This window comes from Micromonospora sp. NPDC048843 (assembly GCF_040649965.1).
Classification (GTDB): Bacteria; Actinomycetota; Actinomycetes; order Mycobacteriales; family Micromonosporaceae; genus Micromonospora; species Micromonospora hortensis.
On record NZ_JBEZGJ010000085.1, the window covers coordinates 12,215 to 31,103 of the forward strand.

Below are 18,889 nucleotides of genomic sequence, written 5' to 3' on the forward strand. Positions count from 1 at the left end.
CGGTCCGCCTATCCGTTCACGCTGCCCGTCGTCGCCGGCCTACGGTCAGCCGGTCGGCTGACGTTGGACCCCCGCCGTGACGTTCCTAGCCGGAGACAACGGCACCGGCAAGTCGACCCTCATCGAGGCGATCGCGGTAGCGGCCGGTTCCAACCCCGAGGGCGGATCCACCAACTTCCGATTCAGCACCCGCGCCACCGAGTCGTCTCTTGGTGAACACCTGCGACTGCTACGCGGCACCAGGAAGCCACGCACCGGCTTCTTCCTACGCGCCGAGTCGTTCTACAACGTGGCCACCGAGATCGACCGCCTCGGTGTCGCCGACGGTTATGGCGGTACCAGCCTGCACGAACGGACGGTGAAGCAGCAGCTCGAAGCGGGCGTACGGCCGGACATCCTGCGGTCTGGGCAAATACGGTCGAGGCGGTCGCGAGGTTGTGACGCTAAGGGATCAGGTGGTGAATCCACGAGCTCGCTCAGGCCGGCGCACAGTTACAGCAGCGGGCAGGGTTAGGAGCCGAGCCATCGGTCCAGGTAGGCGAGCAGCCCGGTCAGGTCGGTGCCACCAGCCCGGTAGCCGATGTGTCCATCGGGACGGACCAGTATCACGCCATTGACGCCGACGCCGAGACCCAGCCGTCGCAGCGCTTGAGCAGCGGACGTGGGGGCCGGTCCGGTGGCGTCGGGTTCGGTTAAGTGATGCACGGTGAGCTGATCCCGGGCCAGGCCGACGGTGTCGCCGGCAGGCCAGGCAGCGGAAGGCCCGCACAGCAGCAGGTGCCATCCGGACGTGGAGGTCAGCCGATGCAGCGTGCTGGCGTCTGCGGCGCCGGGCAGCGGGGCGTCGGGCAGCCGGTCGCCGGGTCGTGGGCCGGTCCGCGATGGGCGCGGCCCTTGCACCGACAGCGGGCTGTTCCGGTAGCTGATGCCCAGCTGCGACACCGTCCGGAAGGCGGCGGCCCGCACGAACCGCGACGCGAGCACGACCGGGATGAGAGCGGGGGCGATCCGGGTCCGAGCGAACCGGACGGCCGGGTTGGTGGACGTCGCGACGGTGAACGCCCGGTCGCTGAAGCGCAGCACCATCCGGCCGACAGGCGCCCGTTCGATCTCGTAGGTATCCAGCAGCGTCGAGTCGGCGTCGCCCCGCAGGGCCTGGGCGAGCTTCCAACCGAGGTTGACGGCGTCCTGGATGCCGGTGTTCATGCCCTGCGCGCCGGCGGGGCTGTGGATGTGCGCGGCGTCGCCGGCCAGGAACACCGGCCCGGCCCGGTAGTGGGTGGCGGCACGGTGGTGCAACCGGAAGTTGGTCATCCAGACCGGATCATGCAGGCGCGCCGTCGCATCGGTGTACGTGTCGGCGAGTGCCTGCACCTCATCGAGGGTGACCGGGGCGTCTGGTGAGGCAACCTCGGCGGGTGGCCGCATGACCAGCAGCCGCCAGGTGGTCGGATGGCCGAGTGGGAAGAAGAACAGCATTCCCCGCTCGGACAAGAAGACATGCGCCGTCCTAGTGTCGAGGCCGTCGGCCTCCAGGTCAGCTAGGACGAACGTCTGCGGATACGCAGCGCCCTCGAAGCCGATTCCAGCGAGGCGCCGCACGGCGCTGTGCGCGCCGTCGCAACCCACCACGTACCGGGCCGCCACCCGTTCCACGCGGTCGTCTCCGTGCCGCAGCGTCGCCACCGCACCGTCGACGGCATAGTCCAGCCCCACCAGCTCGACACCCCGCTCTACATCAAGCCCCACCGCCGCGAGGTGCTCACCCAGGATGCGCTCGGTCTCCGCCTGCGACAGAAACAGCAAATACGGATACACGGTGCCGGACAGACCCAAATCGAACAGTGGCACGCTACGCGCCCGCCCCCGCGCGTGCAGACACAGCCGCACCGACCGGTTCCCCACGGCCGTCATCTCGTCAGTCACCCCGAGACCGGCGAGGACCTCCAGAGTGCGGGGCTGAACCGCCAGGGCACGGGACTCCTGAACCCGGTCGAGAGATCGATCCACCACCCGGACCCGCACACCCGAGGCGGCCAACTGCCCGGCCATGGCCAGTCCGGTTGGCCCCGCCCCGATCACCAGAACCTCGACGGCGCTCATCGGACATCGGCCCGTCGAGAGCCGCCGGTCGGGACTGGTGCCTCCAGGGGACCGGCTGAGGTCCCCAACGCGATCACGTATTCGATGCCGACCATCCAGATCCCCTGGCTCGACGCGCGACTGACCCGTCTCGACCCGACGGTAGCCCCATTCGCCAACTGAATCTTCGATGCGATCTGCCGACTGGACGCTGGCGGTCGCGGTTACCGACGCCGTCGCCGTCGGCAGCCTCGCCGACGGGCGACTCGCCGGCCGAATCCCGCCCAAGTGCTGCGCAAGGTCTTCGGCTGGTTCGTCGTGGCGATGGGCATGTTCGTACTCGCTCAGCAGCTCCCGGAAGACCTGCGACGGAATCCGCTGCTGTGGGCACTCGCCGCCAGAGCCATTATCGTGGCCGTGGCCGTGGCGCTCGTACGGCATGGCCGGCGGCGACGGCAAGCGAGGCGCGGGTGGCGCCAAGGCTGGGCATCGCCGCCTGGTATGCGGTGCTTGGCGCGGTGCTCACGGCGGCGGCAGGGGTCGGCAGAAGGGCTCCGGGAACGCCTCGCCCAACTCGGCCTCAGCTGGGTGCTGGAGGCGCGCAACGGCGCTCTTAGCGCTCTGGCCGCACAGCTTCCACCGGTGTTGGCCGCCGATCAACTCGGGCTGTCGATCACCGCCGCGGCGGTCTAGTCGAGAGCCGTCGGCGCCGCCCCCAGTGACGACGCGGCTCTCCGCACCGGCCGTTGACCGGCCCGGACCGCTTCCGCGCCGGGCCGACGAGGGGCAGGATCGCACGTGTGCAGGTGACGGTGTGGTACTTCGCAGATTGCCCGAACTGGCGAGCAGCGGGACAGCGGCTGCGGCAAGCCCTGGACGAGATCGGCCGGGCTGACGTTCCCATCAGGTTCGCGGCGGTAGAGACGGACGGCGAGGCTGCCGTGGTCGGCTTCGCCGGATCGCCCACCTTCACCGTCGACGGCACCGACCTGTTCGACACCGCCGCGTCCGCCGGGACGTTGACCTGCCGGATCTACTCCACGCCGGCCGGGCTCGCCGGCGTACCCGAGGTGAGCGACCTGATAGCTGCCCTCACCAAGAAGGTGACGTCATGACACGCCCCGCAGATACCGCCGCCGATACCGGGCTACGCCGCTGCGGCTGCTGCGGCCGGCAACGACCCGCCGAATCGCCATTCCGCTGCTGCTCGCCGCCGGGATCCTTTCGGCAACGGCTGGACCACCGCCGGCCCGTTTATGCCCGGTATCGCTATCGCCCTCGCCACCCTGCCCGGTGGAGCCTGGTGGTGGGTGAGCCGTCGCTCCCACTGCGGCGGCTGCGTCGGCACAAGCGGCTGCCGATGCTCGGCCGGATCACCAGCAACGCGGGCCACCGGCAGCCCGGTACGGTCCACCGATGACGGTCGTCCGCCCCATCCTGCTGTTCGTCGTCGCCGCCCTGTTCGAGATCGGCGGGGCGTGGCTGGTCTGGCAGGGCTGGCGGGAACATCGCGGCCTGTGGTGGATCGCCGCTGGCGTCATCGCCCTCGGCGCGTACGGATTCGTCGCCACTTTCCAACCCGACCCGAACTTCGGGCGCATCCTCGCCGCCTACGGCGGCGTGTTCGTCGCCGGATCCCTCGCCTGGGGCGTGATCGTCGACAAGTTCCGGCCCGACCGGTGGGACGTCATCGGCGCCGGCATCTGCCTGATCGGCGTCGCCCTGATCATGTACGCACCCCGGTCCGCGGGTGGCTCGTGATCAGGGCAGAAGCGGACCCCGCAAATCTTCAGCAGGCGTTCATCACACCACGCCCGCATGTCCCCTTTCTTGAGCGACAGAGAAGGGAAATTGCAGGTCATTAACCTGAAGTTGAGAAGGCGTGTAGCGCGGGATGTTAGCGCTCGAACTGGTCAAGTCAGCGACTGGCGCACGGGCTCCGGCCCCGCACCACCGGGACCAACACCTACATCAGCCGGTGCCCGCGATCGAGTCCACCCCGACGGAGTCGGTAGCGCCGTCGCCTACTCGAGCGGGCATGAACAGCATGGCCGCGACGGCACCGAGCGCGGCCACGACGGCGCAGGCAAGAAGGACGTAAACCATGGCGTCGACATAGGCGCGGCCCGCGGCGTCGGCGAGCACCGGTAGGCCCAGACTGCTCGCGACGGCCATCGTGCCGGCGATCGAATGTGTCGCGGCGTCGACGGCTGACGCCGGAAGGCCGGTGGTGTCGATGCGGTCGCGGTAGGTGGCGGACAAGAGGCTGCCGAGCAGGGCAACGCCGAGAGCACCGCCGGTCTGGCGCATGGTCATGGTGATGGCGATGCCGGCGCCGGAGCGTTCGGGTGGCATCACCGCCAGCACCGCGTCCATGGCCGGGGCGAGGATGGCGCCGATGCCCAAGCCGACGATCGCATACCAGGTCGCGATGAACCCGTAGCTGCTGGCGGCGTTGGTCAATGCGCCGATGAGCAGTCCGACGGTGGTGGCGACGAGCCCGGCGACGATCGGTGCGCGGTGACCTGTGCGGGTGGTGAGGCGGGTGGCGATGCCGGCGCCGGTGACGAGGCCGACGATGAGGGGCAGCAGCCGCAACCCGGTGTCGAGGGCGTCGAAGCCGAGGACGAACTGCAGATGCTGGGGTGCGACGAACAACAGCCCGAACAGGGCGAAGCTGGCGAGGGTGGCGTTGATGGAACCCCACCGGAATTGCCGGTCGCGGAACAGCCGCAGGTCGATCATGGGTTGCCGGTTACGCAGTTCCCACCAGGCGAACCCGGTGAGCAGCATCGCGGCGGCGATCAGCGCGACGATGACGGTGGGCGCGGTCCAGCCCTGTTCTGGGGCTTCGATGACGGCGTAGACGAACACGACCAGCCCGGCGGTGGACAGGACGGCACCCGCGGGGTCTGGGCGCGGCGGGTTGGGGTCGCGGGACTCCGGCAGGAACACGGCGACGGTGATGGCGGCGAGGGCGACGATGGGCAGGTTGATCAGGAAGATAGTGCCCCACCAGAAGTGCTCGAGGAGGTAGCCGCCGATGATCGGGCCGAGCGGGATGCCGACGCCCATGCCGGAGACGAGCACGGATACCGCGCGGGCGCGGTCGGCGCCGGTGAACAGGGCGGTGAGGGAGGCGAGGGTGCTCGGCATGATGAGTGCGGCGCCGACGCCGAGCCCGGCGCGGGCGGCGATGACCTGGGTGGCGGTGTCGGCCCAGGCGGCGGCGATGGACGCTGCGGCGAAGACGGCCAGGCCGAGGAGCAGGCCGCGGCGGCGGCCGTAGCGGTCGGTGAGCGCGCCGAAGGGCAGCAGCAGGCCGGCGAAGAGCAGCACGTAGGCGTTGACCATCCATTGCAGTGCGCTGGTGTCGGCGGTGAGGTCGGTGGCGATGGTGGGTAGGGCGACGTTGAGGATGGTGATGTCGAAGCCGATGGCGACGACGGCGACGGTCAGTCCGGCCAGGGCCCAGCGGTGTCGGCGCGCGTTGGTTGCGGTCATGAGTGGCTGCCCTTCGATTAAGGGTGGTTGAGGGCGTGCAGGGTCGGCCGGCCGCTGTCTGGGCGGTCGGCGGTGCGGTGTTGCCGTGGGTTAGGGGTGGGTGGGGTGTTCGTGGTCGGCGTGGCTGGCCGGTTCGAGTTGGAAGGTGCTGTGTTCGACGTCGAAGTGCCCGGCCAGGCAGGTTTGCAGGGCGTCGAGTAGTTGGGGTGCGTGGCCGTCGTGGAAGCAGGAGTCGTCGACGACGACGTGCGCGGTGAGGACGGGCAGTCCTGAGGTGACGGTGTGGACGTGCAGGTCGTGCACGCCAACGACGTGGTCGACGTCGGTGATGTGTCGGCGGATCTGTTCGAGGTCGGCCTCGGCGGGGGCGGCTTCGAGCAGGATGTTGACCGCGTCGCGCAGCAGTCGCAGCGCGCGGGGGGCGATGACGAGGCCGATGAGTAGGGACACCATCGCGTCGGCGCGGGTGAAGCCGGTCAGCGCGATGACCGCGGCGGCGGCGAGGACGCCGACGGAGGTGGCGGTGTCGGTGGCGACCTCGAGGAACGCGCCGCGCATGTTGAGGCTCGCGTCGCGGGCCCGGTAGAGCAACGCCACCCCGACGAGGTTGCCGACGAGACCGATCGCGGCGAAGACGGCCATGCCACCGGGTTGCACGTCGACGGGTTCGAGGAGCCGCCGGATCCCTTCGACGAAGACGTAGACGCCCATCCCGGCCAGGATCAGGCCGTTGACGGCGGCGGCGAGGATCTCCGCCCGCGCCCAGCCGAAGGTGCGCCGCCCGGTCGCCGGGCGGGCGGCGAGCATGGCCGCGCCGAGTGCGAGGGCGACACCGCTGGCGTCAGCGAGGACGTGCCCGGCGTCGGCGAGCAGCGCGAGGCTACCGGTGATGACCGCGCCGACGACTTCGACAGCGAAGATCACCACCGACACTATGAGCACGCCGGCCAAGGCGCGGCGGTGCTGCCCGGTCGCCGTCACCTGGTGGCTGTGGCCGTGGTCGTGCCCCATCAGTGATCCTCCTGCAGCGTGTTCGCGGTGTCGCCAGCGCCGCACCTGTCGATCATCCCAAGAATCATGCTCACATGCGCATACTAAGATGAGTCGATCGGGCGTCGTCAAGACTCGCGAGCAAATAGTTCAGCATTTTGTTTATTCACCCGCTGATGTATAGTCGTGGAGTGGAGACGCTCACGCATGGGCAGGTCCTGGCCCGCTTCGGTCACGCCCTGTCCGACCCGGTTCGCGCTCGGCTCCTGCTCGCGCTGCGCGACGGGCCCGGCTATCCGGCAGAACTCGCCGACCTGCTGTCCACGAGTCGGCAGAACCTGTCCAACCACCTGGCGTGCCTGCGGGGCTGCGGCCTGGTCGTCGCGGTGCCAGAGGGCCGCCGCAGCCGCTACGAACTGGCTGACGCGCGCCTCGCGCACGCCCTCGGGGACCTGCTCGGCCTGGTCCTGGCCGTCGATCCGGCCGCCTGCCCCGCCGCCGAATCCGAGGGGTGCTGCTGATGAACGCGCCACTGCCGCTGATGTCGGTCGGCCCGTCACCGGCCCGCCGTTCGACCCTGATCCGGCGGGTACGCCTGTTCGTCGCCGCGACCATCACCTACAACATCGTCGAGGCGGTCATCGCCATCACCGCCGGCAGGATGGCCTCCTCGACCGCGCTGATCGGGTTCGGCCTCGACTCCGTCATCGAGGTGGCCTCCGCCGCCGCCGTTGCCTGGCAGTTCTCCGGCACCGACCACGAACGCCGGGAACGCACCGCGCTGCGGATCATCGCGCTGTCGTTCTTCGCCCTCGCCGCATACGTGTCCGTCGAGTCGGTGCGCGCGCTCGTCGGCGCCGACCGCGCGGAGCACTCCACGATCGGCCTGGTCCTGGCCGCGGTGTCCCTGGCGGTGATGCCGGTCCTGTCGGCCGCACAACGCCGCGCGGGACGCGAACTCGGGTCGGCCTCAGCCGTCGCGGACTCCAAGCAGACCCTGCTGTGCACGTACCTCTCGGCGGTGCTGCTGATTGGTTTGGCGGTCAACTCGCTGTTCGGCTGGTGGTGGGCCGACCCCGCCGCCGCGTTGGTCATCGCCGCGGTCGCGGTCAAGGAAGGCCGCGAAGCCTGGCGCGGCGACACCTGCTGCGCCCCCGGTGCCGCCCTGCGCTCCCCCGCCAACGGCGACGACGCCAACGGCTGCAACGACGGGTGCTGCACCACCGACAGCCGCTGACCGGGGTGCTGCGGGCGCGGGAGCATCCTTCGACTCAGCGCAGCTTCCCTGCGGCAAGCCGGAAAGCAGCGGGCGGTTAGACGAGGGTGATCCAGTAATCCCAGAACCGGTGCAGAATCGCGAGCAGGATCACCGCGTGCCAGGCGGTGAGGATGAGGCTGTGGTAGCTGGCAGCCGCGGCGGCGATCCGCTGCACGGACCCGGGAAGCGCACCGCCGTGATCGCGCAGGGTGCGCAGGGTGACGTAGAGGAAGATCGGGATGGTGACGGCCCAGACCAGCATGCAGTACGGGCAGAGAGCGCCGATGACGTAGAGGCTCTGGTAGATCAGCCAGTGCACGAAGATCAGGCCGAACGTAGCGCCGGCCTGTAGTCCCAGCCAGAACCAGCCGGGCAGTCGCACCCCGGCCAGCAGGACGAAGCCGATCGTGGTGAGCGCGGCGAACCCCGCGATGCCGATCAGGGGGTTGGGAATGCCGAAGGCCTCGGCCTGGGGCGTGGTCATGACCGAGCCGCAGGACAAGATGGGGTTGATGCTGCAGCTCGGCACGTAGTCGGGATCGGCGAGCAGGCGGATTTTCTCGACGATGAGGACTGCGGCGGCGAGCATCCCGACAACACCACCGACGGCGCAGATCCAGGCGGTGGCCCGAGACAGGAAACCCTGTTCGAGCGAGGCCCGCTCGCTGTACGTGTCGACAGTGACGGCGCTCATTCGGCCAGCGCGGCGTCGATGGCGGCAACAAGGTCGTCCTGGCCGCGCAGGTCGGTCAGTTGCCGGCCGTTGAGGAAGAACGTCGGGGTGCCCTGCACCCCGGCCGCCGCGCCGTCGGCCTTGTCCTTGGCAATCCGCGCGGCAGTGGCGGGGTCGTCGAGATCACGCTGGAAGCGCGCCATGTCCAGGCCCAGGGCGCGCGCATAGCCGAGGAACACCTCCGTCTGCGCCTGCTCCTTGTGACTCCAACTGGTCTGATTCTCGAACAGGTGGACGTACATGTCGGAGAAGCGGCCCTGGTTCGCGGCGGCCTGAGCGGCGCGGGCGGCCAGATCGGCGTTGGGGTGGCTCGGGATCGGGAAGTACCGGACCACGAAGGTGATGCGGTCCTGATAAGTGGCGAGGATCTGCTTGACCGCCGGGTACGCCGCGGCACAGGACTCGCACTCGAAGTCGAGGAACTCCACCAGAGTCACCTTGCCGTCCGCCGCGGTGGACAGCCGATGGCTGTCCTCGCGCACCAGCACCGTCGACTCGATGGTGCCAGCGTCGGTGGTCGCAGCCGGCGGCTGGTCGGGACGGTTGACGGCCAGCAGGCCGCCGACCGCGAGCACCACCACCGCGATCAACGCCAAACTCAAGCGAGTGTTCCTCGTCATTTTCCGTCCCTCGTTCGCCGCGTCAACAACGTGATCAGCCCGCCGCCTACCACTGGCCGAATCCAAACCGGACGATACAGAGACGGCTGTACCGACTTGCTGTCAGTTTCCTGAGACTGGAAGCCCCGTGGATGGACGGACCCGATACTACGGCGGGTAGTAGCGAAGTGAGACGATCGGTCCGGTCCACGCCGAGTAGGACCTAAGGGAGGGCGGCATGCTAATTCTGGTCGACCAGACCGTCATGGCGAGCACGACCACCGGAGCACGGTGACGTGGGCGAACAGTTCGCGTCCATCGCCGCGTCCGGGCCTTTGCTGGCCGCGATGGCCGTCGCGGCCGCGGCGGGCCTGGTGAGTTTCCTGTCGCCGTGTGTCCTGCCGCTGGTTCCGGGCTACCTGTCCTACGTCACCGGCCTGGCCGGCGCCGATCTGGATGCCCCGGCGCAACCGGCCCCGCACCCGGACAGCGGCGCCGGTGCCGTTGCGACCCGGCGGCGCGCCCGTGGCCGGGTCGTGGCTGGGACGCTCGGGTTCATTGCTGGCTTCGCCGTCGTATTCGTGACCGTTGCCGTGGCGTTCAATGCCGCCGGCCGGGCCCTGGTGACCAACGCCCGCATCATCGAGATCGCCGCGGGAGCGCTGACCGTGCTGCTCGGCGTCGGGCACCTCGGGGCGTTCCCGTTGTTGCAACGGCAGGTCCGCGCCACCCGGCTGCCCTCGGCCGGGCTGGCGAGCGCGCCCGTGCTCGGCGCCACGTTCGGCTTGTCCTGGACGCCGTGTGTGTCCCCCACCCTCGGTGCGGTGCTCGGCCTCGCCGCAGTGGAATCCACCACCGCCCGGGCCACCGTTCTCGCGCTGGCCTACTGCACCGGTCTGGGCCTGCCGCTCCTGCTCGTCGGCCTGGGTCTGCGCCGCGCGCTGACCCTCACCCGCTTCGTGCGCCGCCACCATCGGTGGGTCACCCGCGTCGGCGGGGCGCTGCTCGTCGCGATTGGGCTCGCGCTGTTCACCGGAGCGTGGACTGACCTGATGATCTGGCTGCGGAGCACGGTCGGGCCAGGGCAGATCGGCATCTGACCCGGCACCCGCGCGACGCGCCGCCGGGGTCGACGCTGTCGGCGGTGACGCGGGCCGACCAGCGCGGCGAAGGCCATGCTGGTGCGCTGCCCGGGGGTCCTGCCTCGTGTTTGCAGGTGTCCGTGGCCCGACCCTGCGACGACCGGTTTCGCCAGCACGGCCGGCCCGCACAGGCGCGCCTGGTCGAGCGGGCTCGCGTCGCGGCAGCGCCAGCGCACTTCCCCGAGGCGTTCGCTCGTGCGGTCAGGACGCGGCGTGGGTGTGTCCCGACGCAGGGACGCCGGTCGGGCCGTTGCTGGCGGCGCGACCGTGCGTCCGCCCGGCACGTCAGGCGGTGGACGCATCGGTGGGGGTGCTGGCGTGCAGCCGGTTGCGCACCGTTTCCAGGGCGGCGATCTCGGCCTGTTGGCCGGCGCGCATCCGTGTTGCCAGGTCCCATACCTCTGGACGGGGTTGGCGGAGAGGATCGCGTCGACCATGGTGATGCCGCCAGGGTGGTGGCGGGCCATCAGGTCGGCGAAACTGACGTCCAGGTTCCGGCCGGTGCTCTCGCGTAGCTGGCTGATCTCGGTCTTGTTGGCCGGGCCCGGCATGCTCGCCATCGGGGCCGGCTGCCGGTCCCCGTGGTCCATGCCCTGCATGTCGCACATCCAGGTCATAGCCGGTTGGCTGCCGGTCGGTGGCAGCCCCCACTGGGTCAACCAGGTCCGCATGATGCCGATCTGCGACTGCTGGGTCAGGGCGATGTCCATGGCAAGGGTGGCGACCTCGGGATCGTCGGTGCGGGAGTGCACGATCATCGCCATTTCCACCGCCTGGGCGTGGCGCGTCGCCACGTCTCGGGCGAACCCGGCGTCGGCGGACGCGTCGCCTGGTGTTCTTCCGATCGGGGCGAGCAGCCCCATCGCCAGTCCCGGGGCGAACACGACGGGGGGCCGCGCCGGCGAGCGGCCACCACGGGCGTGGTGAGGGTGGGGGCGTCTGAGGGTTGCTCATCGCTGCTGCTGCTGGCCCTGCTGGGGCAGTTCGCGGGGCGTGGTGCCGGTGGCGGTGATCCCACCGGAGCAGGTCGCGCCCTGCTCCGGCCCGGCGTTGAGTCGAGCGGAAAGGATGAACTCGTCGATCTGCTCGTCGTCGGCGGAGGTGACAGTGAGGCGGTAACCCCACGCCTGCAATGAGAACGGCGCGTCGAGCGCGTCGTGAGGGCTGAGCATCATGTAGTCGATGCCGCGGACCCGTTCGGCGGGGCGCTGCACCTGCTCGGCGGGAAGGCCGGGCCGGTAGGTGATCCACACCGCGCCGTGTTCCGTGCTGTTCGCGTCATGACAGCCCTCTCCTCACCAGGCACAACGTCCGGAATGCCGGCTCGGAGACATCGTTAGTTCTACATACCCCGGCGGAACCGGATTGGCTGCGATCTCGGAACCCGGCGTCGCGACAGTGCGGGTCTACGACGAGCTGGAAGCTGTCGCTTGCACAGCCGGCGTCGTCGCGCAGGCACCTGAGGGCCGGAACGGTTCGGTGAGCTGGGTGAGGTAGCCGGTCGGGTAGTTGGGTTTGGCCGCCATGCCGAGGTCGTCGCTGGTAAACGTCCGGCTGGGATCGAAGCTGTAGGTGCGCAGGAGATGGTCCCAGATGAGGGTGAAGAGGCCGAAGTTGACGTCGCCGATGCCGGCCCATTTGAGGTGGTGGAAGCGGTGGCCTTGGTTGAGGGCGAGGACGCGGCCGATAGGTCCGATGCGGTAGTCGGCGTTGGAGTGTTGCAGCAGCAGCTGTACCGCGACGGTGAGGGCGAGTACGGCGGCAACGGTGACGGGTAGGCCGAGCAGCAGCAGCGGGAGTACGCCGGCGGTCATTTCGACGGTCTAGTGCAGGGGGTGCTTCATCAGGCCGTTGAGGCCGTACATGCGCTTGACCGAGTGGTGCACGGCGTGGAAGCGCCACAATGCGCCGATCTTGTGGCTGGCGTAGTGCACGAGCGTGATGCCGGCGTCGGCGATGATGACGGCGAGGACGACTTCGGCGGGCAACGGCCAGTGGTGTGGCCAGGCGCCGTTGCCGGGGATGAGCGCGGCGAGGGCGGGGATGGCGGCGACGCTGGTGAGGATGAGGGTTTCGTTGACGGCGCTGTGGGTGGCGTCACGGCCCACGTCAGTGCCGGTGTTCCAATCGGTGCGGTACGGCACGGCCGCTTCGGCGGTGAAGGAGAGGCCGATCGCGGCGCCCAGCAGCGCGAGTAGCCACAGTTTTGACGCGCCGGCGGCGGCCGAGGCGATGCCGGCGCCGTTGACGCCGATGAGCATGAGCGGCGCGTATCCGTAGCGGACCGCGCCGGTGAGGATCGTGGACACGTCTTTGAGCGTGGTGGCAATGGCGGCGGGTCGGCTTGAACGGATCCGCTGCGATCGTCGCTCAGGTACGCCAGCCGGTCGCTCGGAGCGCTTCGGTGGGGGTGATACCGAACATGGCGCGGCAGGTGCGGGTGAGGTGGGCGCTGTCGGCGAACCCGACGGCGTGCGCTGCATCGGTTAGCGTGGCGCCGTTTCGGACGTGGTCGATGGCGTGCCGCAGCCGGGTCCAACGGCGCCAGAGCGGGTACGGCAGGCCGAGCTGGTCGTGGAACAAGTGCCCGAGGCGGCTGGCGGACAACCCGATCGCCTCGGCTAAGGCGACGAGGTCGGGCGGGCCGTCAGCATGATGGCGACCGATGTCCATGGCTCGGCGGAGCGCCAGGTGCAGCGGTGGCGCGTCCGGCCCCGCGCCGCCGATGCCGACACCGGTCCAGGTAGCGACGCGGTCTGATGGTCCGGCTCCGGCGATGCGGTTGAGGGCGGTGCGAGCCGCCGGGCTGGCCGGGTCGAGGTAGGCGATGAGCCCTTTGGCGGCTGGGTCGGCGGTGATGGTGTGGGTGGTCCCCGCGGGGATGACCGCGGTCGGGGCGATGCGACTGCTGTCGCCGTGCCGGTCGTGGACGTGCACTACGCCAGCGGTGACGGCGAGGATCTGCAGACAGGCGTGGGTGTGCGCGGCGGCGGCGCCGATCCGGCCGGTGAAGGCCAGCAGGCCCGGCTTGAGCAGTAGCGTCCCGGACCAACCTGTGTCGGCGTTACCGGCGGCGTGTGGTACGCCGGTCATGTCAGTGTTCGGCGTGCGCGCTGGCCTGGTCCTGCTCAGCGTTCCGGCCGGGCCGCCTCGCGGTCCTGCCGCCGCATCCGTCGGGAGCCGGCATTGCGATCACCATGGCGCTGCGCCAGGTAGCCGGGGCACTCGGCGTCGCCCTACTCGGCAGTCTGTTGTCCGCCGGGTACCGCGCCCGCATAGACACCAGCGGCCTGCCCGCCGCCGCAGACGCCGCCGGCATGGCGGCGGCGACCGGGACGTTGATCAGGAAGATAAAGGCCCACCAGAAGTGTTCGAGCAGGTGGCCGCCGACGATCGGGCCGAGCGGCAGCCCGGCGCCGATACCGATGACGACCAGGCAGATCGCCCGGCTCCGCTCCGGACCGGTGAACCGCACGGTCAGCACAGCCAGGACGATCGGCATGATGATTGCCGCACCGACAGCCATAACGGCGCGGACCGCAATGACGGGGCCGGCGAAGTGGCCCACCCGGCGACTAGCGACGCGGCGCCCAACAGGGCAAGGCCGGCCAGCAGCAGCCGTTTGCGGCCCCACCGGTCACCGAACGTCCCGGCGGGCAGCATCAGCCCGGCGAACACGAGGGTATAGGCATTGACGATCCCCTGCAGGTCACTCGTGCCCGCGTCGAGGTCGGCGGCGATCGACGGCAGTGCGACATTGTGGATCGTAAATCCAGGCCACGGTAAGCACCGCCAGAACCAGTGCGGCCAGCCCCCACCGTCGTCGTTTTGCTCCTGCCATAACCAAACCCTCCAAGTCTCATCGTTCGTGACGGATGTCACCGGCGCTTGACGATGAATCTGACCGGCACGTTATCATCGCGCTGTGGCGATGAATAGTGGAGTGGCGTCCGACCGCGCCGGCACCGACCTGGCCCCGGCAGCGGCGTTATTCCGCGGGCTGGCCGATCCGACCCGGCTGGCGATCCTACGACTGCTCAGCGGCGGCGAGTCCCGGGTCGTCGACCTGACCGGCCAGCTGGGCATGGCCCAGTCGACAGTCTCGGCGCACCTGGCGTGCCTACGCGACTGCGGCTTGGTGACCGGCCGACCGGAAGGCCGGCAGATGTTTTACGCCCTGACCCGGCCCGAACTGATGGATCTACTCACCGCTGCCGAACAGCTGCTCGCCGCGGCCGGGCAGACCGTCGCGCTGTGCCCCACCTACGGCTGCACCGACGAACCGACCACTCTGGAGGACCCGCGATGAGCGCCGAAGCGCTGCCCGACGTCACCGGATCGGCCGCCCGCCGCGCGGTCCGCTACGCCCAGTTCACCATCGGCTACAACCTCGTCGAAGGTGTCATCGCCGTCGCCGCCGGCCTCGCCGCATCCGCCGTCTCCCTCATCGGCTTCGGAATCGACTCCGGCATCGAGGTCGCCGCCGCCGCGATCGTGCTCACCCGCCTCGTCGCGGAGATCCGCGGCGGCGAACCCGACCCGGTCAAGGAACGCCGGGCGCTGAAATTCATCGCCCTCACCTTCTTCGCCCTCGCCATCTACGTCACCGTCGAAGGCATCCGCGACCTTGCCGTCGGGGAGAAGCCCAACACCAGCATCGTCGGGATCGTGCTCACCGGCGCCTCGATCATCATCATGCCGTGGCTGGCCCGCGCCAAACGCAAAGCCGGGCAGCAGATGAACTCCCGCCTCGTCATCGCCGACGCCGCCGAAACCAAGCTATGCGCCTGGCTGTCCGTATCCACCTTCGCCGGCCTGCTCGCCTTCGCCCTCGTGGGCTGGACCTGGCTCGACCCGGTCGCCGGGTTCGTCATCGCTGCGTTCGCCGTCTGGGAAGGCAAAGAAGCCTGGGAAGGCGAACTCGTCGAAGATGACGATGACGATGACTGAGGTCGACTGATCGCGCCCACGGGACTGGCGATCGGCTCGACGACAGACACCGCCAGCGGATTCGGCTTCGCCGCCGTCCGGTGCGCGATCACCGGACTCGGTAGCGGATCGGCGCTCACCCCGTCTATGGGCGCGGTGCTGGCGGTCCTACTCCCGGGACGTGCCAGCTCCAGCACGACCATGAGCCGCCAGACCCGTCCGGGCACTGGCGGGCAGGGCGACCCTGACCAGGGACACTCACGCGTTGGTCTCCTGCTCGCGGACGATGCCACCGCTGAGCTATTCCTGCTGTCCTACGCTCATGAGGCCGCCGGCCTAAGGGGCCGATAGAACGATGGCTGTTCAGGGGTGAGTGGGGTGTTCGTGATCGGCTTGGCGTGCCGGCGCAACCTGGAACGTGGAGTGCTCGACGTAGAAATGCCCGGGCCAGGCAGGTTTGCAGGGCATCGAGCAGTTGGGGGGCGTGGCCGTCGTAGAAGCAGGAGTCGTCGACCACGACGTGCGCGGTGAGGACGGGCAGTCCTGAGGTGACGGTGTGCACGTGCAGGTCGTGCACGCCAACGACGTAGTCGACGTCGGTGATGTGCTGGCGGATCTGTTCGAGGTCGGCCTCGGCGGGGGCGGCTTCGAGCAGGATGTTGACCGCGTCGCGCAGCAGCCGCAGCGCGCGGGGGGCGATGACGAGGCCGATGAGCAGGGACGCCATCGCGTCGGCGCGGGTGAAGCCGGTCAGCGCGATGACCGCGGCGGCGGCGAGGACACCGACGGACGTGGCGGTGTCGGTGGCGACTGGCGTGCCCGCGGCCTCGTCGTCGCGGTGCCAGAGGGCCGGCGTAGCCGCTACGAACTGGCTGATGTGCGCCTCGCGCACGCCCTCGGAAACCTCCTCGATGCGTGAGCGGTCACCCGAGGGCGATGTCGATAGACGCGGCCAGCACTGCCACCCGACGCCGGCCTGATGATCCTCACCCAGGCAAAGCTTGGATCTCCGCGTCGAGCGCGGCTACTCGCTAGCCGCGGCCGGTTCCGTAACTGGGGCAGAGAACAACCGCTTCACCGGTCATGGCGAGCAACTGTTCAGCGGCGGCGAACAGGTCCAGTAGCTCCGGCCGCGTGAGGAAGTACAGAGAAGCGCGGCCTTGGGGTCGGTAGTCAACCAGCCCGCACTCGCGTAGACAGCTAAGGTGGGCTGACACGGTCGACTGGGCCAGCCCTAGCTCGCCGCTTAGGTCGACAACGCGGGCCTCCCCCTCAGCCAACCGCACCGCGATTGCCAGCCGCGTGGGGTCCGCCAGGCCGCGAAACAGCGCGGCCGCGGGTGCGAGGGCGGCCCGGTTCGCAGCGTCCGCAGGCTTAACTGCTCGTATCGCCACATCCCGATGATACCGCTGTCAGGGTATGGGCCCAACTTGGGGGCTGTCCTACGTACGGGCCGGACGGTCCAGTGAGGCAGTTAAGTGTCCCGCCGCGAATGCGGCGATGTGTGCCGCGATGACACCGCCGACGTTCTCAATGTCGTTGCTGAGGTAGAAGTGGCCGCCGGGAAATGTCTGCAGCCCGAATCCTGCTTCTGTTTGCTCGCGCCACGCCTGCGCTTCTTCGATGGTGACTATGGGGTCGGCGTCCCCCAGAAGTACCGCGATGGGTGTGCGCAACCTAGGTCCAGGCCTGAAAAGGTAGGTTTCGATTGCCTTGTAGTCGTTGCGCACGACAGGCAAAATCATGCGAAGCAGCTCTTCATCCTCGAGTAGCGTGCCGTGTGTTCCGTTCAGCGTCCGGATTTCCGCGATCAATCCGTCATCATCGCGTAGGTGCACATTGTCCTCGCCCCGCTGGATTGAAGGCGCCCTACGCCCGGACGCGATGAGGCCTACCACCGAGTTGTCGAGCCGCTGCTCAAGGCGTCGTGCCACCTCGAACGCGATTGTGGCACCCATACTGTGCCCTAGCAGCGTCGTTGGGCGGTCGGTCCAGCCGTCGAGTGCTTCGGTAACCTTGTCGGCCAGGTCCGCGATGCTGTCGATCATCGGTTCAAGGCGGCGGTCCTGTCGTCCCGGGTACTGCACCCCGAGCACTTCAACGTCGCTTGACAGCGTGGACGCCAGGGGTAGGAAGAAGGATGCGGACCCGCCAGCGTGCGGGAGGCACACTAGTCGGCTCGGGCGGTCCCGGTCGCCGTTGAGGCGTCGGATCCATTGGCCTGCTCTTCTCTCCGGTATCTGCACAGAAATCTCCTCTCGTTGTGGCGTCAGCGCCGGTCGCCGTTGCTTGCGGTTCGTGTCAAGGCCCACGCCTGGTACGCCCGAGCCCGTTCAGGCCTGGTGCTGAGTGGCATCAGTCGATGGAGCAGCGGTATGCCCCCATCGCCGCCGGGGTACGCTAGGGCCGAGTTTCTGCCGGCTATCGACGTGAGCCGAGCTACCAAGAAAACTGGCGCACGACTTACCGGATCGCTACCCCGGCAGGGAGCCGACTTGATTGCAAAAATTCCGCTGCCTGCGGCTGTCGCTGCGGCTGAGGCGTTTAGTGACCCCACCGAGTCGATGTTGTTTGCCGAAGAGCAGGCACTACTGACCAACGCGCTGGACGAGCGCCGGCGTGAGTTCGCCACGGTCCGTGTTTGCGCTCGCCGAGCCTTGGCGACGCTGGGTGTCGCACCGGTCCCGATACTGCCAGGTCTACGGGGGGCACCGATTTGGCCGGATGGGATCGTCGGCAGCATGACGCACTGTGTTGGGTATCGCGCAGCGGCGGTTGCCTCGGCGGCGGCTGTCGCCTCGATCGGCATCGACGCCGAGCCCCACGAAGCATTGCCGGCTGGTTTGATCAACGCGATTGCCATTGACGAGGAGCGCGACCAAGTCTCCCACCTAAGCCGGGTGGTCCCGCACGTGTGGTGGGATCGGTTGCTATTCTGCATGAAGGAAGCAGTTTTCAAGGCGTGGTTTCCGCTGACTCGACAGTGGCTGGACTTCGAGGATGTGTCCATCGCTATGGGTGCGTACAGCGGCACCTTCAACGCCCGCCTGCTCGTGCCCGGTCCAGTGGTGAACGGTCGGCAACTGGACCATTTCGCAGGCCGATGGCTTGTCCACGAAGGGCTCATTCTGACCGTCATTGCACTAACTACTGATAGTAGTGATTTGCCAACGTGAAGTCGGATGTCTTGGACTCCCAGCGCGAGTTCTCGGTTGTTGCGAGCCGGCACCGTGCGGCCGGGGCCATGCAAAACCCTGATGTGCCAGCTGAGCCGGGCGATTGCCGTTACCTGTCCACCGGTGGCAGTCTTCGAGAGCACAGGTGATCGCCATGGTGATCATGTCTGTTCCGCAACAACCTTGGGCTTTCGTGACGCAGGTACGGGGAGTAACTCCTTCAGCAAAGCTCGGGCGGCGTCGCTGTTGAGGCCGAGGGCGACGGAAAGGTAATCGAGATCCTCGCGTTCTACTGCTTGCCAGAACTGCGAACGCGTGCCCGGGCGATGCCTGCGGGGATCCGCCGGTGGGGACGACGTGCGTGACGGCAGCCAATACTGTTCCCTCTGGAACGCATAGGTGGGCAACTCCACCCGACCGGCACCCGACCCGGCGAACAACGCGGCCCAATCAACCCGAGCCCCGTTGACGAACAA

The 18,889-nt window shown here is 68.8% G+C and carries 23 protein-coding genes and 4 pseudogenes; 11 read left to right on the forward strand and 16 right to left on the reverse strand.

Annotated features, from left to right (window positions below; all coding sequences use genetic code 11):
• The first annotated feature begins 76 nt into the window (after nucleotides 1-76).
• Nucleotides 77-514 (forward strand): AAA family ATPase, encoded by a 438-nt coding sequence (locus AB0C20_RS20225; RefSeq protein WP_357568514.1) that lies wholly within the window; start codon nucleotides 77-79, stop codon nucleotides 512-514.
• Here AB0C20_RS20225 and AB0C20_RS20230 read toward each other — a convergent pair.
• On the reverse strand, nucleotides 511-2,103 hold the full coding sequence (locus AB0C20_RS20230; protein WP_357568515.1) for an FAD-dependent monooxygenase: 1,593 nt from the start codon (nucleotides 2,101-2,103) through the stop codon (nucleotides 511-513). The genes AB0C20_RS20225 and AB0C20_RS20230 overlap by 4 nt on opposite strands.
• Before the next feature lie 489 nt (nucleotides 2,104-2,592).
• Between AB0C20_RS20230 and AB0C20_RS20235 the strand changes: the two genes are divergently transcribed.
• From AB0C20_RS20235 to AB0C20_RS20245, 3 genes are all read left to right on the forward strand, one after another.
• Nucleotides 2,593-2,775 carry a hypothetical protein gene (locus tag AB0C20_RS20235; RefSeq protein ID WP_357568516.1) on the forward strand — a complete coding sequence of 61 codons (183 nt, stop codon included), beginning with the start codon at nucleotides 2,593-2,595 and terminating at the stop codon, nucleotides 2,773-2,775.
• A 107-nt stretch (nucleotides 2,776-2,882) separates the two neighbouring features.
• On the forward strand, nucleotides 2,883-3,197 hold the full coding sequence (locus tag AB0C20_RS20240) for a thioredoxin family protein (RefSeq protein ID WP_357568517.1): 315 nt from the start codon (nucleotides 2,883-2,885) through the stop codon (nucleotides 3,195-3,197).
• Nucleotides 3,198-3,498: 301 nt separating this feature from the next.
• Nucleotides 3,499-3,843, forward strand: coding sequence for a YnfA family protein (locus tag AB0C20_RS20245; RefSeq protein WP_357568518.1), 345 nt, complete (start codon nucleotides 3,499-3,501; stop codon nucleotides 3,841-3,843).
• Between the two features lie 210 nt (nucleotides 3,844-4,053).
• On the opposite strand, the gene AB0C20_RS20250 is transcribed toward AB0C20_RS20245, so the two are convergent.
• Nucleotides 4,054-5,586: a DHA2 family efflux MFS transporter permease subunit gene (locus AB0C20_RS20250; protein ID WP_357568519.1), complete on the reverse strand. Its 1,533-nt coding sequence runs from the start codon at nucleotides 5,584-5,586 to the stop codon at nucleotides 4,054-4,056.
• A 90-nt stretch (nucleotides 5,587-5,676) separates the two neighbouring features.
• On the reverse strand, nucleotides 5,677-6,597 hold the full coding sequence (locus AB0C20_RS20255) for a cation diffusion facilitator family transporter (RefSeq protein ID WP_357568520.1): 921 nt from the start codon (nucleotides 6,595-6,597) through the stop codon (nucleotides 5,677-5,679).
• Nucleotides 6,598-6,752: 155 nt separating this feature from the next.
• On the opposite strand from AB0C20_RS20255, the gene AB0C20_RS20260 reads away from it, so the two are divergent.
• Nucleotides 6,753-7,097 (forward strand): metalloregulator ArsR/SmtB family transcription factor, encoded by a 345-nt coding sequence (locus tag AB0C20_RS20260; protein WP_357568521.1) that lies wholly within the window; start codon nucleotides 6,753-6,755, stop codon nucleotides 7,095-7,097.
• Nucleotides 7,097-7,813 (forward strand): cation transporter, encoded by a 717-nt coding sequence (locus tag AB0C20_RS20265; protein WP_357568522.1) that lies wholly within the window; start codon nucleotides 7,097-7,099, stop codon nucleotides 7,811-7,813. The genes AB0C20_RS20260 and AB0C20_RS20265 overlap by 1 nt, the downstream gene beginning before the upstream one ends.
• Nucleotides 7,814-7,889: 76 nt before the next feature.
• Here AB0C20_RS20265 and AB0C20_RS20270 read toward each other — a convergent pair whose 3' ends face one another.
• Together AB0C20_RS20270 and AB0C20_RS20275 are read right to left on the reverse strand one after the other, a co-directional pair.
• Nucleotides 7,890-8,528 carry a vitamin K epoxide reductase family protein gene (locus tag AB0C20_RS20270; RefSeq protein ID WP_357568523.1) on the reverse strand — a complete coding sequence of 213 codons (639 nt, stop codon included), beginning with the start codon at nucleotides 8,526-8,528 and terminating at the stop codon, nucleotides 7,890-7,892.
• Nucleotides 8,525-9,187, reverse strand: coding sequence for a thioredoxin domain-containing protein (locus tag AB0C20_RS20275; RefSeq protein WP_357568524.1), 663 nt, complete (start codon nucleotides 9,185-9,187; stop codon nucleotides 8,525-8,527). The genes AB0C20_RS20270 and AB0C20_RS20275 overlap by 4 nt, the downstream gene beginning before the upstream one ends.
• 275 nt (nucleotides 9,188-9,462) lie before the next feature.
• Here AB0C20_RS20275 and AB0C20_RS20280 point away from each other — a divergent pair, with 275 nt between their 5' ends.
• Entirely contained in the window at nucleotides 9,463-10,266 is an 804-nt protein-coding gene (locus tag AB0C20_RS20280) for a cytochrome c biogenesis CcdA family protein (RefSeq protein ID WP_357568525.1), read from the forward strand.
• Nucleotides 10,267-10,736: 470 nt separating this feature from the next.
• Here AB0C20_RS20280 and AB0C20_RS20285 read toward each other — a convergent pair.
• The 7 genes and pseudogenes from AB0C20_RS20285 to AB0C20_RS20315 all read right to left on the reverse strand — a co-directional run.
• Nucleotides 10,737-11,171 (reverse strand): annotated as a pseudogene (locus AB0C20_RS20285) (DUF305 domain-containing protein); the annotation flags it as partial.
• 87 nt (nucleotides 11,172-11,258) lie between these two features.
• A pseudogene (locus AB0C20_RS20290) lies at nucleotides 11,259-11,570 on the reverse strand (DUF3105 domain-containing protein); the annotation flags it as partial.
• Nucleotides 11,571-11,714: 144 nt separating this feature from the next.
• Nucleotides 11,715-12,122, reverse strand: a complete 408-nt coding sequence (locus AB0C20_RS20295) for a sterol desaturase family protein (RefSeq protein ID WP_357568526.1) — start codon at nucleotides 12,120-12,122, stop codon at nucleotides 11,715-11,717.
• Nucleotides 12,123-12,131: 9 nt separating this feature from the next.
• Nucleotides 12,132-12,617 carry a hypothetical protein gene (locus AB0C20_RS20300; RefSeq protein WP_357568527.1) on the reverse strand — a complete coding sequence of 162 codons (486 nt, stop codon included), beginning with the start codon at nucleotides 12,615-12,617 and terminating at the stop codon, nucleotides 12,132-12,134.
• A 61-nt stretch (nucleotides 12,618-12,678) separates the two neighbouring features.
• Nucleotides 12,679-13,401 carry an AraC family transcriptional regulator gene (locus AB0C20_RS20305; RefSeq protein ID WP_357568528.1) on the reverse strand — a complete coding sequence of 241 codons (723 nt, stop codon included), beginning with the start codon at nucleotides 13,399-13,401 and terminating at the stop codon, nucleotides 12,679-12,681.
• A 1-nt stretch (nucleotide 13,402) separates the two neighbouring features.
• On the reverse strand, nucleotides 13,403-13,876 hold the full coding sequence (locus tag AB0C20_RS20310) for an MFS transporter (RefSeq protein ID WP_357568529.1): 474 nt from the start codon (nucleotides 13,874-13,876) through the stop codon (nucleotides 13,403-13,405).
• Nucleotides 13,786-14,190: an MFS transporter gene (locus AB0C20_RS20315; protein WP_357255101.1), complete on the reverse strand. Its 405-nt coding sequence runs from the start codon at nucleotides 14,188-14,190 to the stop codon at nucleotides 13,786-13,788. The genes AB0C20_RS20310 and AB0C20_RS20315 overlap by 91 nt, the downstream gene beginning before the upstream one ends.
• A gap of 49 nt (nucleotides 14,191-14,239) precedes the next feature.
• Between AB0C20_RS20315 and AB0C20_RS20320 the strand changes: the two genes are divergently transcribed.
• Both AB0C20_RS20320 and AB0C20_RS20325 read left to right on the forward strand, forming a co-directional pair.
• Nucleotides 14,240-14,617, forward strand: a complete 378-nt coding sequence (locus AB0C20_RS20320; RefSeq protein WP_357255119.1) for a metalloregulator ArsR/SmtB family transcription factor — start codon at nucleotides 14,240-14,242, stop codon at nucleotides 14,615-14,617.
• On the forward strand, nucleotides 14,614-15,258 hold the full coding sequence (locus tag AB0C20_RS20325; RefSeq protein WP_357255104.1) for a cation transporter: 645 nt from the start codon (nucleotides 14,614-14,616) through the stop codon (nucleotides 15,256-15,258). The genes AB0C20_RS20320 and AB0C20_RS20325 overlap by 4 nt, the downstream gene beginning before the upstream one ends.
• 124 nt (nucleotides 15,259-15,382) lie before the next feature.
• Here the strand turns inward: AB0C20_RS20325 and AB0C20_RS20330 are convergent.
• Nucleotides 15,383-16,003, reverse strand: a pseudogene (locus AB0C20_RS20330) (hypothetical protein); the annotation flags it as partial.
• A gap of 57 nt (nucleotides 16,004-16,060) precedes the next feature.
• On the opposite strand from AB0C20_RS20330, the pseudogene AB0C20_RS20335 reads away from it, so the two are divergent.
• Nucleotides 16,061-16,156: pseudogene (locus AB0C20_RS20335) on the forward strand (transcriptional regulator); the annotation flags it as partial.
• A gap of 112 nt (nucleotides 16,157-16,268) precedes the next feature.
• On the opposite strand, the gene AB0C20_RS20340 reads toward AB0C20_RS20335, so the two are convergent.
• Both AB0C20_RS20340 and AB0C20_RS20345 read right to left on the reverse strand, forming a co-directional pair.
• Entirely contained in the window at nucleotides 16,269-16,625 is a 357-nt protein-coding gene (locus AB0C20_RS20340; RefSeq protein WP_357255121.1) for a metalloregulator ArsR/SmtB family transcription factor, read from the reverse strand.
• Between the two features lie 54 nt (nucleotides 16,626-16,679).
• Entirely contained in the window at nucleotides 16,680-17,549 is an 870-nt protein-coding gene (locus tag AB0C20_RS20345) for an alpha/beta fold hydrolase (protein WP_357255106.1), read from the reverse strand.
• 183 nt (nucleotides 17,550-17,732) lie between these two features.
• Here AB0C20_RS20345 and AB0C20_RS20350 point away from each other — a divergent pair, with 183 nt between their 5' ends.
• Entirely contained in the window at nucleotides 17,733-18,413 is a 681-nt protein-coding gene (locus AB0C20_RS20350; RefSeq protein ID WP_357255109.1) for a 4'-phosphopantetheinyl transferase superfamily protein, read from the forward strand.
• A 161-nt stretch (nucleotides 18,414-18,574) separates the two neighbouring features.
• Here AB0C20_RS20350 and AB0C20_RS20355 read toward each other — a convergent pair.
• Nucleotides 18,575-18,889, reverse strand: a 315-nt coding sequence (locus AB0C20_RS20355) for a hypothetical protein (RefSeq protein WP_357255111.1), incomplete at its 5' end; no start/stop codon positions are given.

What these genes read in the sequence shown, in the direction of transcription:
- AB0C20_RS20230 (WP_357568515.1), bottom strand. Translation starts at nt 2,103, where the DNA reads ATGAGCGCCGTCGAGGTTCTGGTGATCGGGGCGGGGCCAACCGGACTG.
- AB0C20_RS20245 (WP_357568518.1), top strand. Translation starts at nt 3,499, where the DNA reads ATGACGGTCGTCCGCCCCATCCTGCTGTTCGTCGTCGCCGCCCTGTTC.
- AB0C20_RS20250 (WP_357568519.1), bottom strand. Translation starts at nt 5,586, where the DNA reads ATGACCGCAACCAACGCGCGCCGACACCGCTGGGCCCTGGCCGGACTG.
- AB0C20_RS20255 (WP_357568520.1), bottom strand. Translation starts at nt 6,597, where the DNA reads ATGGGGCACGACCACGGCCACAGCCACCAGGTGACGGCGACCGGGCAG.
- AB0C20_RS20260 (WP_357568521.1), top strand. Translation starts at nt 6,753, where the DNA reads ATGTATAGTCGTGGAGTGGAGACGCTCACGCATGGGCAGGTCCTGGCC.
- AB0C20_RS20265 (WP_357568522.1), top strand. Translation starts at nt 7,097, where the DNA reads ATGAACGCGCCACTGCCGCTGATGTCGGTCGGCCCGTCACCGGCCCGC.
- AB0C20_RS20270 (WP_357568523.1), bottom strand. Translation starts at nt 8,528, where the DNA reads ATGAGCGCCGTCACTGTCGACACGTACAGCGAGCGGGCCTCGCTCGAA.
- AB0C20_RS20275 (WP_357568524.1), bottom strand. Translation starts at nt 9,187, where the DNA reads ATGACGAGGAACACTCGCTTGAGTTTGGCGTTGATCGCGGTGGTGGTG.
- AB0C20_RS20295 (WP_357568526.1), bottom strand. Translation starts at nt 12,122, where the DNA reads ATGACCGCCGGCGTACTCCCGCTGCTGCTGCTCGGCCTACCCGTCACC.
- AB0C20_RS20305 (WP_357568528.1), bottom strand. Translation starts at nt 13,401, where the DNA reads ATGACCGGCGTACCACACGCCGCCGGTAACGCCGACACAGGTTGGTCC.
- AB0C20_RS20320 (WP_357255119.1), top strand. Translation starts at nt 14,240, where the DNA reads ATGAATAGTGGAGTGGCGTCCGACCGCGCCGGCACCGACCTGGCCCCG.
- AB0C20_RS20325 (WP_357255104.1), top strand. Translation starts at nt 14,614, where the DNA reads ATGAGCGCCGAAGCGCTGCCCGACGTCACCGGATCGGCCGCCCGCCGC.